Source organism: Algoriphagus sp., assembly GCF_029254265.1.
In the GTDB taxonomy this organism is placed as follows: domain Bacteria; phylum Bacteroidota; class Bacteroidia; order Cytophagales; family Cyclobacteriaceae; genus Algoriphagus.
In genome coordinates this window covers 13,561-28,271 of the sequence record NZ_JAQWXX010000100.1, presented here as the reverse complement: position 1 = coordinate 28,271, position 14,711 = coordinate 13,561, and the positions used below count along the sequence as shown (strand labels likewise).

Below are 14,711 nucleotides of genomic sequence, written 5' to 3'. Positions count from 1 at the left end.
CGAGCCCCTTGGAAGTTTACCCAAGAGAAGAACCTCTGGCTCATAATTGCCCGATGGAATTAAATAAATGTTGAACCAAACGGTCAACGCTATTTAGGGAAGTACACCAATCCCTTTTCTCTAATCTCTAATCCCTATTCTCCAATCCCTAATCCCACCTACCTCAAAAACTCATTCCGATACTCCAACGGCGTCTTTCCCATTCGCTCCTTAAATTGTCTGTTAAAGTTGGAAAGGGTAAAAAAACCACACTCAAAGCAAATTTGACTGATGTTCAGTTTATCTTCCTGAAGTAATTTGCAGGCTTGATGAATCCGTACTTGGCTTAGAAAAGCTGAAAAGGATTGATTCGCCCTGCTTTTAAAATACCTACTAAAAGCACTTTCAGACAAGTTGCAAAGGTCCGCTGCTTCTTTCAGGGTTATTTTATTAGTATAGTCTTTCATCACCAATTCATAAACCAAACCCATGCGATCTCGCTCAGAATCTTTATGAAGATTGACATAAGTGGGATCAGCGATAAGTTGGCAATCAGGAGAATTTGCAATGATTTCAAGTATTTCCAACAATTGAATAATACTGCCAACTCCATCCTTTTCCAGAAGCTTTTTCATTTGAGTCTGGATTATCTCCCGAGTCTTTCCCACTATCGCAACCCCAGAGGCTGATTTTTCAAGTAATTGCCCAATCAACCCAAATTCCTCCAATTCAAAAACTGCATTATTCAAGAAATGATCCGGAAAATAAATCACGATTCCATGTGTTTCTAGTTCAGGTTGATCCTGAAAGTAAATCTGATCACTACGCCACAGATGAGGCAAATTCGGACCAGTCAAAACTAGATCTCCGGCTTGAAAACGCTGTATATGATCCCCAATAAAGCGTGTGCCCTCCCCTTTTAAGACTACAAATAATTGGTATTCAGAGTGAAAATGCCAATTCACATCAAAATATGGCGCGATTAATTCCTTGATCACAAAGGCTTTTCCTGTGGGTATTCGAGACTTCTGAACTGCCTTCTTCATATATTTCTTGCAATAAATTGATTCAAATTAACTCAAATTATCAAAATACAGTCAGTATTGGGTCAGATTCAGCTAGCTTATTGGATTTATTTTAGAGAATTTAGAGTTGAAATTTCGATATACCCAAAATCATGAAAATCCTTTCCCATCCGGTCAAGAGCTTACTGACCATCCTTATCCTGTTCTTTGCAGTCGCAAGCTGCACTCAAAACAAATCCTTCCTTTCTGATACCGATCCACGAAGAGTGGAAATTCTGGTTCTCGGTCATGATAGTGAGCATCACAATTCTGAAAAGTTGATGATGTATTTGGCTACGCCATTGTTTCAAAAAGGAATTAATCTCACCTATACCACCAGTTTGGAGGATCTCAATTCGGAGACTCTTAATAATTACGATGGTTTGATGATCTATGCAAACCATGAAACGATCAGTCCTGAGCAAGAATCTGCATTAAAAAGCTATATCCAAAGTGGAAAAGCTTTGATTCCTGTACATAGTGCTTCATTCTGCTTCCAAAATTCGGATTGGTATATCTCTGCAGTTGGAGGTCAATTCAGTACTCACGAGACGGAAGTTTTTTCCGCAAAAATCATAAAGTCGGATCATCCAGCAATGAAAGGTTTGACAGAGTTTGAAAGTTGGGATGAGACTTATGTCCATACTAAAGTCAATCCAGACATGGAAGTATTGATGGAGCGCGTGGAAGGAGATAAACGTGAGCCTTATACTTGGACACGAAATGAGGGAAAAGGAAGAGTATTTTATACTGCGCTCGGTCATAATGAGAAGACTTGGGAGAAAGCTGAATTTCAAGCACTTTTGGCAAATGGAATTCTTTGGGCAGTAGGAGATCAAGTCAATGCACAATTGGCAGCTTATCAAATCCCTACACCGGAATTTCGTGATGCAGAGATTCCAAATTATGAAAAAAGAGATCCTGCTCCACGATTCCAATTACCACTTTCTCCGGAGCAAAGCATGAAATTGGTTCAGGTTCCGGTTGGATTTGAATTGCAGCTTTTTGCTTCAGAACCGATGATCATCAACCCGATATCCATGACATGGGACGAGCGCGGAAGACTTTTCGTAATTGAGACGACTGATTATCCCAACGAAGTCAGAAAAGAAGGTGGAAGTGACAAAATCAAAATTCTCGAAGATACCGATGGAGATGGGAAAGCAGATAAAGTAACTGTCTTTGCAGAAAATCTAAATATTCCGACTTCCATCATGGCAGTAAACGGAGGAATTTTAATCTCCATGGCACCTGATTTTATTTTCTTGAAAGATACAGATGGAGACGATGTCGCCGATGTGCGCGAAGTCATCATGACAGGTTGGGGTAAAAGTGACACACACGCCGGCCCTTCCAATTTGAAATATGGCTTTGACAATAAGATCTGGGGAGTATTGGGTTATTCTGGATTCAGAGGAGATGTTGGTGGGGTTTCACATTCCTTTGGTCAGGGAGTTTATAGATTTACCCCAGATGGAAATTCATTAGAATACTTGGGAAATACGTCCAATAACACTTGGGGGCTTGGTTTTACCGAAGATTTTGAAACCTTTATTTCCACTGCAAACGGACAGCACAGTGTGTATTTTTCCATGGCAAATAACTACTTAAAACGTCCTGTTTTTCAAGGTTCGGCTAATACCGTGCATGGAATCGACACCCATTATGACATGCCGCATCTTACTCCATTCTTAAGACAAGTCGATTGGTTTGGGGGCTACACTGCAGCCGCTGGTCACAACTTTTATACTGCAAGAAGCTTTCCTAAAAACTATTGGAACAAGATTGCTTTCGTAGCCGAGCCAACCGGACGTGTGCTTCACAATGCGGTGATCAATGCTGCCGGATCTGGCTACACGGAGAAAAACGGATTCAACATCCTTGCAAGTTCTGATGAGTGGTTCTCCCCTGTCCATGCTGAAGTTGGGCCAGATGGCGCACTTTGGGTAGCTGATTGGTACAATTTTATTATCCAGCACAACCCAACTCCTCGAGGATTCGAAAACGGTGAGGGAAATGCCTACATCAATCCTTTGCGTGATGCGAAGCACGGTCGAATCTATAGAATGGTGTACAAAGGAGGAGAAGACTCCGAGACCTTTGACTTGAAAGATGCCAGTGGATCTGAATTGATCAAAGCCTTAAAAAGCGAAAACATGTTCTGGAGATTGACCGCACAACGCTTGATCGTCGAGACCAAAAACAAGGAATTACTTTCCGATTTATACAAAATTATCGGTGACCAATCTGTTGATGAAGTGGGACTGAATGGACCTGCCATCAACGCCATTTGGGCATTACATGGCTTGGGTGAACTTAATGGTGAAAACCGAGAGGCCGAGCAAGTGATCGAAAAAGCTCTTCGTCATCCATCTGCAGCTGTTCGGAAAAATGCCCTGCGCGTCATTCCACGCACTGATGCTTCCTTGAAAGTAATCCTAGCTTCTGACCTGCTAAATGATTCAGATCTTCATACCAGAAAATATGCATTCCTGGCGCTTTCTGAGATGCCATTCTCCGAAGATGCGGCTAAACAATTGGTTAAAGCGGCCGACGAAAGTGATAACGGAACGGATGCCTATTTGCCTCAGGCGATATATGCAGCAGTTTTAGCACATCCTACTGAATTTGCAAAACGGGACAATAAAGCGGCTTTACAAGCTAGTGGTGATTCGGAGATGTCTTTGGCAGATCGAATCAGCCGAAGCTTAGTTGCTGAGCAGTATCCGTTAGATTCACGTAACTCTATCCTTTTCCCACCTGAAGTTGCCGGAAAGGAAATTGTAATTCGCATGATAGCTTCCAAAGGCAACAATCCAATGGATGGGATTTTGGTTGCCCATGGAAATAATACCAATGGCTACAGCTTGTATATCTATGAAGATGCGCTTCACTTTGCGGTAGCACAGGACGAAAAACTTACGATTATCAGTTCCAAAAAAGCACTTCCAGAGGAGCAATTCACCATCGATGCGACGCTTGTAGAAGATGGAAGTATGACTTTGATGATCAATGGTGAAGAAATCGGCAAAGCCAAGACCAAGGGACTTTTCTCTGAAGAACTATCTCCAAGAAGAGTTCGTGTTGGTCAAAATGACTCAAAAAATCAAGTCGGTAAATATGTAGGAGGTTGGATGTTCTCAGGCAGAATAAGCAACAAATCTACCCTGGCACTGAAGAAGCCTGGAGCCGAAATCCAAATGATGGAAGCGGCATCCACTGCATCAGCTGCTGCCGGTACTACAGTGATCAAACTTGGAGTCATCCCACACGAGATGAAGTATAATAAATCCAGTTTCACAGTAAAAGCTGGAAGTCAGGTTACTATAGATTTTGAAAACCCGGACTTCATGCAGCACAACTTGGTCATCGGTCAAAAAGGTAGCAAAGAAATCATTGGAAAAGCTGCGGACGAATTGGCGAGAGATCCAAAAGGTGCTGAGCAAAACTATGTGCCGAAGATTCCAGAAGTGATTATCGCCACTCGATTGGTTGATCCGGAAGGTCGAGAGTCAATCGTCTTTACCGCTCCGACCGAACCGGGAGAATATCCTTTTGTCTGTACAGTTCCTGGACATTGGAGAATTATGAATGGAATCATGATCGTAGAATAAGCATGGCTTTAGATGTAACTTTTGCAGTCAGTACCTGGCTTTGGACCTCCCCTTTTAATAAGGAAACCATTAACCTTTTTCCCAAAATCAAGTCTTACGGCTTTGATTCGGTAGAAATTCCGGTGGAAGATCCGACCTTGATTGATCTGCCTAGCTTGAAGACAGCTTTAGCAGATAATGGGCTAGCCCCTATTATTTGTGGGGCTTTTGGAACTTCACGAGATTTGACTCATGAGGATCCCAGTTTTCATCAAACCAGCTTTGACTATTTGGATGCCTGCTTCGAAATCACCAGTCAACTCGGTGCCAAATTCGTGGCGGGACCAATGTATTCTGCGGTAGGAAAGGCTCGCTTGGTTTCCCCTGAACAAAAGAAAATCGAATGGGATCGTGCGGTAATCAATCTTCGAAAAGTATGTGGGAAAGCCAGAACACATGGTTTGGAAATTGCCATTGAGACTTTAAACCGATTCGAAACCGATCTAATCAACACCTGCGAAGAGCTGATGGAATTGATCAATGATATCAATGAGCCTGAAGCAAAGGTCATTCTGGATGGATTCCACATGAATATTGAGGAACGAGATGCAGAAGCCGCAATCAAATTAGCTGGAGATAAACTCATCCATTTTCAAGTTTCTGAAAACTATAGAGGCACGCCTGGTACAGGTCAGACCAAATGGGATGCTTATAAAAGAGGATTGGAAGCGATCAATTACAAGGGAGCTGTTTCAATCGAAAGTTTTACCCCACAAGTAAAAGAACTTGCCGGAGCAGTCTGCATCTGGAAACCCCTTGCAGAAAGTCAGGATGGATTTGCGAAAGATGGGCTCGAGTTCCTTAAAAAATGGGCGAAAGAGTGAGAGATTTGGGAATAGGGATTGGGGATTAGGGAATTGAGATTAGAGAGAAGAGAATAGAGAATAGTAAACCGGAGGTCGATTCTTCAAATTGAAAACGGATCAAATTCCCCCTTGTATTCAAAAGTAAAGTGGGAATCTGATGTTGGATAAAAGGGGTTAGAGGGATTTTTCTAAATCAGAAAGCTAAAGTGAGAAAGCTAAAATTGGAAGTCAGAAATCTTAAGTGACAAAGCTGAAAATGATAAAATGCCACTACACGAATACCAAGCTTCGACCCTTCGGAAATCTCGTAAATCGTACTTTGTAAATCGTATTTAAAATTACAAGCTGTGGAAATCATATATAAGAAAACATTATGAATAAAAAACCATTCAATATCGCCATCATCGGATTAGGATTTGGTGCTGAGTTTATACCAATCTATCAAAAGCATCCTTTGGCAAACATGTATGCCATCTGCCAACGGAATAAAGAAAAGGCAGAAGAAATCGGGAAAGCATTTGGCATTGAAAAAGTTTATACGGATTACGATGAGTTGCTCAAAGACCCAAACATTGACGCAGTTCATATTAATACTCCGATTCAAAATCACGCGGAGCAATCCTTGAAAGCATTACGGGCCGGCAAGCATGTGGCTTGTACTGTGCCGATGGCTACGACCGTCGAAGAGTGCAGGGCAATTGTCGAGGAAACCGAGCGAACTGGTTTGACTTACATGATGATGGAGACGGTGATTTACAGTCGGGAATTTCTATTTGTTAAAGAACTCTACGAAAAAGGAGAATTGGGTAAAATCCAGTTTCTCAGAGCTTCTCACCAACAGGAAATGGCCGGCTGGCCAGGCTATTGGGAAGGCCTCCCTCCTATGCATTATGCCACGCATTGCGTGGGGCCTGTGTTGGCTTTGCCAAATGCACAAGCGGAATACGTGTCCTGCTTAGGTTCGGGTCGGATTGACGAAAACTTGATTCCAAAATACGGTTCACCTTTTGCTATCGAGACCTGTCATATCAAATTGAAAGATTCAGATTTGGCGGCCGAAGTAACCAGATCTCTTTTCAATACCGCAAGGCAATACCGCGAGAGTTTTGATGTCTATGGTTCGAAAAAGTCTTTTGAATGGACACTGATCGAGCATGAAGATTCAGTGATTCATACCGGAGAAAGTCCAGAGCGAGTAAAAATACCTGATTATGCCCATTTACTCCCTTCAGAAATTCAGCCATTTACCACCGGAGGTGTCTATGACTCGGATGAAAATCAACATTTGTCTTTTATCCAAGGCGCTGGTCATGGAGGTTCCCATCCACATTTGGTGAATGAGTTTTTAAATGCCCTAAATGAAAACCGAGCTCCTTATCCGGATGCACGGGAATCTGCAAATATCACTTGCGTGGGGATCTTGGCTCATGAATCAGCAATGGAAGGCGGAGCAATCAAACAACTTCCAGCTTTTACGCTGAAAGGATAAGATCAATTTCAAGATAAAAAACAAAGGCCGCTAGTACTTGACTAGCGGCCTTTTCTATTTTAACTAATAGCTATTGTACTTTTGGAAGATGAGAAAAGTAATTTAGGAAATGGTGAGATCCAGCGAAATGAAACTTCCTACTTCCAACCTCCTACCTCCCGCTTCCAACTCCCCTACTTCACCCTCGTCGCACTCAGGTCAAACATCCCCATCAAACTTCCTGCTGCATTATCTCCATCTACTTCAGACATATTGATGTCCACGTCATAGCCCTGGATATTAAATGCTGCGGTCAATACTCCATCGATGATGGATACCGAACTCATTTCATATTCCTGTCCAGATTCATCAGCCATAAAATAGCCTTTGGTGGCTCCTTCTTTAGTTTCAAATCGCATCGGAATCGTGGCATCTCCTTGAGGTGTTCCTTTGACTAAGACATTCCATTTTCCCTCGAAGTATTCAGGGGAATTGTTTGTAGCAAATGCGATACTGGCTACGCAAACAAGCATGATCGCTGCTAGAAATAATTTTTTCATGTTGGTTTCAATTTTTAGGGTTAATACTAGAAGAGAAAAATACCAAAAAAAATCCTAATTAAGCAACAAAGAAGCAGTCATTTCGACGACTGTAAGGAGGAGAAATCTATTAGTATTTTAAGGATCCGTCAATTCGACCGCAGGGAGGAGAAATCTGTTTCTTTCCATAGCTGAGGTTTCTCAGTCCGCTAAGCCTTCTCAGCTCAAAGAAAAAGTCAAATACCTCCTTCGAAATGACCAAGCGCATCAGTCATTTCGACCGCAAATGAGGAATTACAAATTTCGATAAATAAGAAAGCGGTGAAAACTTGATTTTTAATTCACAAAACTTTCGAAACGCTGGCTATTCGATTTCTACTTCTTACGATTAATCTCCTAAATTACCAATCAAAGCAAACCTATCAACATTAGCCCCCAGCTCAATGAAATCAATCACTAATTACCTCCTGATTTTCTGTTTACTTTTCTCAGCTGACCTTTTAGCGCAGCAGAATCCAGCAAAAAATCCGATTACTCACTCCCTTAACTATGGGAAATCCATAGCGGTATTTGGGGGTTCGGTATCGGTTATTCCAGCCAGTGATAGCGCGAAGATTCTATGGGAAGAACGACTGGGAATGACTATCACCAATTATGGTGTCCCTGGTGCCGGCTTTTCTTCCCTGCAAGGCAAATCCCTCCAACAGCAGGTGGACGAAGCCGGGGTATTTGATATCTATATTCTTTGGGCTTCGACTAATGACTACACCAATAATCGGGAAAATGGCAGCTATACCGATTACACAACATTTGACGGCTTTAATCCTGAAAAGCTCAAGACACAAGCTGGAGGGATCAATTACTGTATCAAAAAGATCTATGAGCTGAATCCCAATGCCACGATTTACTTTTTCACTTCAAGTAAAGCTTTTATGGACCGAGGTGGTTATGATCCACTTGAGCCGAATGGAATGGTGAGCTATGTGAACATGCAAAAGAAAATCTGTGAACTTCATGGGATACCCTATTTGGATCAGTTTACTCTAGGCGGTTATAATTCTTACAACCAATCCTTATACTACAGGGATCCGATTCATATGAATGTGGAAGGTTACAAAAAACTAGGTGCCCTTCAGGTGGCATTTTTGGCTTTTCCCCAATAAAACATGGGATAAGTTTCTAACTTGATAAAACCATAACCCGCGAGCTTCTTTTTCAAAGAAATACCTCAATCATGTCTGCAAACAACTTTAATATTAATGGATTAACTGATGAACAGGTAATTCTTGCTAAGGAGAAATACGGTGAAAACAAACTCAATTATAAGCAGGAGAACAATATTTTAGATGCGGTTAAGAAATTGGCAAAAGAGCCAATGATCATTCTCTTGTTTGCAGCATCCTTGATTTATTTAGTAAGTGGAAAAATAGGTGATGCCATTTTTCTAGCATCTGCTATTGTACTGGTTTCCATTATTTCATTGTATCAGGATTCAAGAAGCCGAAATGCATTACAAAAACTAAAGAAGCTCTCTCAGCCCCATTGCAAAGTCATCAGAAATGGAGAGGTGATTGAGATTAACAGCGAGGACTTGGTCGTAGGTGATAGTTTAATGGTGGAAGAGGGAACTTCCATTACAGCGGATGGTATCATTGTTCATTCCAATGATTTTTCGGTCAACGAATCTATCCTCACAGGAGAATCCCTTTCTGTTTTTAAGGACAAAGACAAAGAAGATAATCTAATTTTTAAAGGGACCACTGTAGCTAGCGGTTTAGCAATTGCGACCATTACCAGTATAGGAAATGAGACCAAACTGGGAAAAATCGGCAAGAGCCTAGAGAGCATAGAAGAGGAAAAGACACCGTTGGAATTGCAGATAACCAATTTTGTGAAAACAATGGTAATCGCAGGGGCAATCGTTTTTCTGATAGTTTGGGCGATCAATTACTTTCGGTCTTTCGATGTCCTGGATAGTTTACTCAAGGCATTGACTTTGGCGATGAGTATTCTTCCTGAAGAAATCCCAATGGCTTTTACCACGTTTATGGCGATCGGTGCTTGGCGCCTGATGAAAATGGGAATTGTGGTCAAGCAGATGAAAACTGTGGAAACGCTAGGAAGTGCGACTGTGATCTGTACGGACAAAACCGGAACTATCACAGAAAATAAAATGAGCTTGGCAAAGGTATTTACATTGAATTCACAAAAAATATCTTCTCCTGAGGAAGCCGACGAGGATGAAAAAGTATTGATAAGAATCTCCATGTGGGCCAGTGAACCCATTCCATTTGATGCCATGGAAGTTGCACTGCATCAGGCATACAACGATTTGCATGCGGAGGATGAAAGACCCAATTTCAAATTAGTCCATGAATATCCCCTAGGTGGAAAACCACCCATGATGACCCATATTTTTGAAAATGAAGCAGGGAAAAGAATAATTGCAGCCAAAGGAGCTCCGGAAGCATTAATGGCTGTCTCCAATTTGACAGCTCAAGAAAAAGAACAAATTGAAAAAGCGATTGAAACTATAACCGTTGAGGGCTACCGGGTATTGGGTGTTGGCCAAAGTGATTTTGAAGGAAATGATTTCCCAAAAATGCAACAGGAATTCAAATTCAACTTTAAAGGAATTGTGGCCTTTTATGATCCACCGAAGAAAAACATCACTAAAGTATTTGAGGACTTTTATAAAGCAGGTATTTCAGTCAAAATTATTACCGGAGATAATGCTGCCACCACCATGGCAATTGCAAAACAAATCGACTTTAAAGGCTTTGAGCATAGTCTTAGCGGAGATGAATTGATGAAGCTTTCGGAAAAAGAGCTGAAAGAATGTGTCATGAGCACGAATATTTTCACCAGGATGTTTCCTGAAGCAAAATTGAAAATTATCAATGCCTTAAAAACAAACCATCAGATCGTAGCCATGACAGGCGACGGTGTCAACGATGGCCCAGCTTTGAAAGCGGCTCACATTGGCATTGCTATGGGAAAGAAAGGAACTGAAATCGCAAAGCAAGCAGCCTCTTTGATTTTGTTGGAAGATGACTTATCAAAGATGGTTGATGCGGTAGCCATGGGAAGAAAGATCTATACCAACCTCAAAAAAGCAATTCAATACATCATCTCTATTCACATCCCTATCATTCTTACGGTATTTATTCCGCTTGCCTTGGGATGGATTTATCCGAATATACTTTCTCCAGTCCACATCATTTTTCTGGAATTGATTATGGGACCAACTTGTTCCATCATTTTTGAAAATGAACCCATGGAGAAAAATACCATGTCTAAAAACCCACGTCCATTTACGAATACATTTTTCAATTGGAAAGAGCTAACGACCAGTATTATTCAAGGCTTGGCAATTACGGTTGGGACCTTAGCAGTGTATCTGCTTTCGGTGAACCAGGGATTTGATGAGGCACTTACAAGAACAATGGTTTTCACGGTATTAATTGCAGCAAATATCTTTTTAACCCTTGTAAATCGATCTTTTTATTATTCGATTTTGACCACCTTGAAGTATAAAAACAATCTGGTTTTACTCATAATCGCAATAACTATTGCGATCACAGGACTATTGCTTTTTGTGCCACCATTGACCAGTTTCTTTGAGTTTGAGACACTTAATTTAACTCAGCTAGCAACTTGTATTGCTATTGGCTTTACCTCAGTAATTTGGTATGAGTTGGTAAAAATTAGAACAAGAATAAAAAGTAAAACTCAACCATTAGAAAGTTTAAGCCATTGATTATTAATTATTTGTTTAATAAATATTGATTTAAAATATTTGCATTTTAATAAAAAAAGAGGCTATCAAAATTTGATAGCCTCTCTCGATTTATTCATCAAATCCATTATCTCGAGTAAATAATCAAGTTTCTCATTGCCCAAGGTTTTTCTCCTTTTTCAGAGCTTTCAATTTTTATAAATCTTACGCTTTCATCAGATTTCCATCTTAAATTGTTCACTCCTGAATGTCCAGTTCCTTTTGCAACTTCAGTCCAATTATTGCCATTTGGTGAAATGGAAACAGTAAAAGCTAATGGAAACTCTTCTTTTCCTGCATCAAATTGAATCTCTGCGAGATCATGTGAATCCGGTAATTCTACTTGATACCACATTCCTGGTTCCTGGGAAGTTTCGGTTTTCCACCCTTTATAGCCAAATGCATAAGATGGATCTTTTGTTGAGCCCACTCCCTGCAAAGCTGTACTACTTGCTGTAGCTACCCAATTATCCTGCGGTGGCAAAGCCTTTGGAACTTCCTGAATCAATTCATCAAAGCTGTAATTTGAATCTCTGTCTTTTGTTTCTGCTCTAATTTGGGCTACATATTCAGGAGTTACAAAACTCCCTTCGTTACCAAATTCGTTACGGATATAAGATATTACTGAAGCAATGTATTCGTCATCATTCATATTCATGGCAATCATGACGCCTTCGTATTCCTTATCTTCCAGTTTACCTGTTAAACCATGCAATAAAGTCTTCACCGAATATTCTGGATGTCCCATAATCCGTTGAGAACCGGAGAATGCCGGTGCAATCAATCCATCTCCAGCTGGAGATCCAAGGCCTTTTGGACCATGACAAGTCGAGCAATAGCTGTCAAAAATAGATTTACCCTTTGTAAACAAGGCCAACTCAGCTGGAGCATACTTTACAGAAGCAGCCTTTTTAGCTTCCTCGATCTTTTCCAGTATTTGGGTTGCGACCAATTGAGGTCCCTTTCTAGAATTTAAGGCTAAAGTGGATTTCATCAATTCTTCTACCTGATCTACTTTTAAAATATAAGCACTAAATAATGCTTGAATAACCACATTTGGATCAGAATCCTTTGCCATGGCTCTATAATCAGCAGTCAAGCTCTTTTCCCCGTACTTGTAAAGCGTTTCACTAGCTTTCAATGCTTGGATCCGGATATTTGGATTTGAATCCTTTAGAAGCACTCTTACAAAGCCTACATTCAATGAACTTAAGCCTTCTAAAGTCCAAAGTGCATGGATACGAGCCAGTTCATTCTTGGAGGTCTTCACCATTTTCTCCAAATCTCCCACGATGGATTTATCCTGATTCAAAATCATCAATTGCTGAGCCTGATCTCTCCACCAGCCATTTGGATTCTCTAAGTGTCTAATTAACTCTGCAGATGTTTCCTCATACATTCTAGGCTTTTCGGTATTTCTAGGCATTCCATCATAGGTCAATCGCCAGATTCTTCCGTTACCGATCACATCATCCATTTGGTATTGCTGGATTTTTGTTCTCAAGTAGCTTCCCTCCTGTGTCCAGTTTCCTTCCTGAATAATTCCACGATACATATCTACAATGTACATAGTCCCATCAGGTGCAGTTGCCATGTCCACTGGCCTGAAAAGTGGATCTGTAGATTGAATAAATTCCGATTGAGAATCAATGTATTTGTTCTGGATATAAGTCAACCCTTCAATATTTTCAGAATTTACTTGCCTTACTATTCGACCTACAGGTTCTCCGTAAAAATATTGCCCCAATAGTTCCTTTGGAAGTCGATCCCCTCTAAAAACGTCATTTCCAGCAGCGCCTGTCACGTTATTTAAAGAACCATCAGGGTTAGCTTCTTTCATACCTGGTTGAAAGTCGGCCAATTTTATTAAGCTATATGGAACACGGAATCCATCTTTCCATTGTCCCTTCACACTGAAATTTCCATACACTATCGGAAATTGGAATCCTTGGGGCACTCCCCCTGCTCCATCCTGAAACCAAAGCTTTCCATAATTATCCTGAGTAACTCCCCATTGCCCCCATGGATTGCCGCTTGGTTCCTGAATTACACCATCTGCTGTCCATCGAATTCTTTTGGAATTATAGGTGCTATACATCCAATTGTCCAATGCCCAAGTCAAAAAGGTTGTTTGATGCTCTACATTTCCTGATCGCCCTAAACCAGAGGCAAAAAGCTCCTTTTTATCAGCGTGACCATCACCATCAGTATCTGTGTATTTGTAGACATGGTCCTCATTAGACTCCATCGAAAGGATAGAGTTCTTGCCAAATGGCACCACGTACCTAGGGAAAACCAAACTATCTAAGAATACAACCCCAGTTTCATACACTCCATCATTATCCCTGTCTTCCCATCTCGAAATTCTGGAAGTAGGCAACAATTCACCATTTGCATCAAGGTCTTGCATGTAGGTTCTAAGTTCCAAGACATACATTCTACCATTGCCATCAAACTGAATCGCTGCTGGCTCTCTGATTTGAGGTTCCGAAAGTACCGGATCCATGCTATATCCAGGTTTAAGGACAAATGATTTCTTTTCTTCGTTGGCAGAAACAGGAATCACAGGAGCTGTTGGAGTAAGATCAATCCCTTTCCACGTAGGCGATTCTAAATCAATTCCTTCCGGCAACTCAACAACTGGAAAAGGAGGCTCCAAACGCTTAGGATCCATGGATTCGGAAGGAGAAACATCAAATGGTGATTTTTCAGGCTCACAGGAAGCAAACATGATTAACAGCGAAAAAACGAGAAGGGTTTTTCTGGTTAAGTAACTCATCAATGAAGAAGGGTTTAAAATAATGGTGAACAATATCGATTTGAAGGGTATCCGAATTTACTCCTATCAAATTATTAAATATTTATCTCAAAGGATCGAAAAAATTAGAATTCTACACAAGAGGTTCGAATCAGATCTAATTTCAAAAAGTCATTTTTTACTTATAAAAACCCTCATAAAATAAAAGCAAAAAGGGAAATAGAATTTTAAAATAAACAACATGAATATCCGCAATGATACAAGTAGACAAATTAAATTGAAGTAGTAGATATGGAGTTCAAGGTTTGCTAGTCTTAGATCCGAAGGGTCAAAACAATTCATAACCCCCAGTATAGCCGGGGGTAAAGTCACAAGATTAAAAAAAGAGCCCTAAAGGGGCGATACTTTGAAGTTTCACCCTTTCAGGGCTTAAAGGAAGGGGATTCAATGGCCACCCTGCACTTCGTACAGGGTCATGAATGGTTTGACTCCTTCGGAGCTACCTAAGAGTTCTATTTGATATTTTGAAGAAATATCGACTTCACAAATCTTATTCTGCTTTCATCTGTTTACTGGTGTAATTTCAGATATGCATATAAACCAAAAAAACCACTCATATCTGAGTGGTTTTTGAGCCTCTTGCCGGGATCGTCCCGATAGCTATCG

The 14,711-nt window shown here is 40.8% G+C and carries 8 protein-coding genes; 5 read left to right on the top strand and 3 right to left on the bottom strand.

Annotated elements, in window-relative coordinates; all coding sequences use genetic code 11:
- Positions 1 to 158: 158 nt before the first annotated feature.
- On the bottom strand, positions 159 to 1,025 hold the full coding sequence (locus P8O16_RS15600; protein ID WP_300316367.1) for an AraC family transcriptional regulator: 867 nt from the start codon (positions 1,023 to 1,025) through the stop codon (positions 159 to 161).
- 131 nt (positions 1,026 to 1,156) lie between these two features.
- Between P8O16_RS15600 and P8O16_RS15595 the strand changes: the two genes are divergently transcribed.
- From P8O16_RS15595 to P8O16_RS15585, 3 genes are all read left to right on the top strand, one after another.
- A complete protein-coding gene (locus P8O16_RS15595; protein ID WP_300316366.1) occupies positions 1,157 to 4,657 on the top strand; it encodes a PVC-type heme-binding CxxCH protein in 3,501 nt (1,166 codons plus the stop codon).
- Positions 4,658 to 4,659: 2 nt separating this feature from the next.
- Positions 4,660 to 5,520 carry a sugar phosphate isomerase/epimerase gene (locus tag P8O16_RS15590; RefSeq protein WP_300316365.1) on the top strand — a complete coding sequence of 287 codons (861 nt, stop codon included), beginning with the start codon at positions 4,660 to 4,662 and terminating at the stop codon, positions 5,518 to 5,520.
- Positions 5,521 to 5,875: 355 nt separating this feature from the next.
- A complete protein-coding gene (locus P8O16_RS15585; protein WP_300316364.1) occupies positions 5,876 to 6,991 on the top strand; it encodes a Gfo/Idh/MocA family oxidoreductase in 1,116 nt (371 codons plus the stop codon).
- A 173-nt stretch (positions 6,992 to 7,164) separates the two neighbouring features.
- Here P8O16_RS15585 and P8O16_RS15580 read toward each other — a convergent pair whose 3' ends face one another.
- Positions 7,165 to 7,530 carry a hypothetical protein gene (locus tag P8O16_RS15580; protein ID WP_300316363.1) on the bottom strand — a complete coding sequence of 122 codons (366 nt, stop codon included), beginning with the start codon at positions 7,528 to 7,530 and terminating at the stop codon, positions 7,165 to 7,167.
- Between the two features lie 422 nt (positions 7,531 to 7,952).
- On the opposite strand from P8O16_RS15580, the gene P8O16_RS15575 reads away from it, so the two are divergent.
- The gene (locus P8O16_RS15575) at positions 7,953 to 8,672 is read left to right on the top strand and encodes an SGNH/GDSL hydrolase family protein (protein ID WP_300316362.1); all 720 of its coding nucleotides are present in this window, start codon (positions 7,953 to 7,955) and stop codon (positions 8,670 to 8,672) included.
- A gap of 71 nt (positions 8,673 to 8,743) precedes the next feature.
- Positions 8,744 to 11,269 carry a cation-translocating P-type ATPase gene (locus P8O16_RS15570; RefSeq protein ID WP_300316361.1) on the top strand — a complete coding sequence of 842 codons (2,526 nt, stop codon included), beginning with the start codon at positions 8,744 to 8,746 and terminating at the stop codon, positions 11,267 to 11,269.
- A gap of 106 nt (positions 11,270 to 11,375) precedes the next feature.
- On the opposite strand, the gene P8O16_RS15565 is transcribed toward P8O16_RS15570, so the two are convergent.
- Entirely contained in the window at positions 11,376 to 14,066 is a 2,691-nt protein-coding gene (locus tag P8O16_RS15565; protein WP_300316360.1) for a discoidin domain-containing protein, read from the bottom strand.
- Positions 14,067 to 14,711: the final 645 nt, after the last annotated feature.

Bases quoted from the DNA above. Each gene is read 5' to 3' on its own strand.
- P8O16_RS15575 (WP_300316362.1), top strand. From the start codon at position 7,953: ATGAAATCAATCACTAATTACCTCCTGATTTTCTGTTTACTTTTCTCA.
- P8O16_RS15565 (WP_300316360.1), bottom strand. From the start codon at position 14,066: ATGAGTTACTTAACCAGAAAAACCCTTCTCGTTTTTTCGCTGTTAATC.
- P8O16_RS15590 (WP_300316365.1), top strand. From the start codon at position 4,660: ATGGCTTTAGATGTAACTTTTGCAGTCAGTACCTGGCTTTGGACCTCC.
- P8O16_RS15585 (WP_300316364.1), top strand. From the start codon at position 5,876: ATGAATAAAAAACCATTCAATATCGCCATCATCGGATTAGGATTTGGT.
- P8O16_RS15595 (WP_300316366.1), top strand. From the start codon at position 1,157: ATGAAAATCCTTTCCCATCCGGTCAAGAGCTTACTGACCATCCTTATC.
- P8O16_RS15600 (WP_300316367.1), bottom strand. From the start codon at position 1,025: ATGAAGAAGGCAGTTCAGAAGTCTCGAATACCCACAGGAAAAGCCTTT.
- P8O16_RS15570 (WP_300316361.1), top strand. From the start codon at position 8,744: ATGTCTGCAAACAACTTTAATATTAATGGATTAACTGATGAACAGGTA.
- P8O16_RS15580 (WP_300316363.1), bottom strand. From the start codon at position 7,530: ATGAAAAAATTATTTCTAGCAGCGATCATGCTTGTTTGCGTAGCCAGT.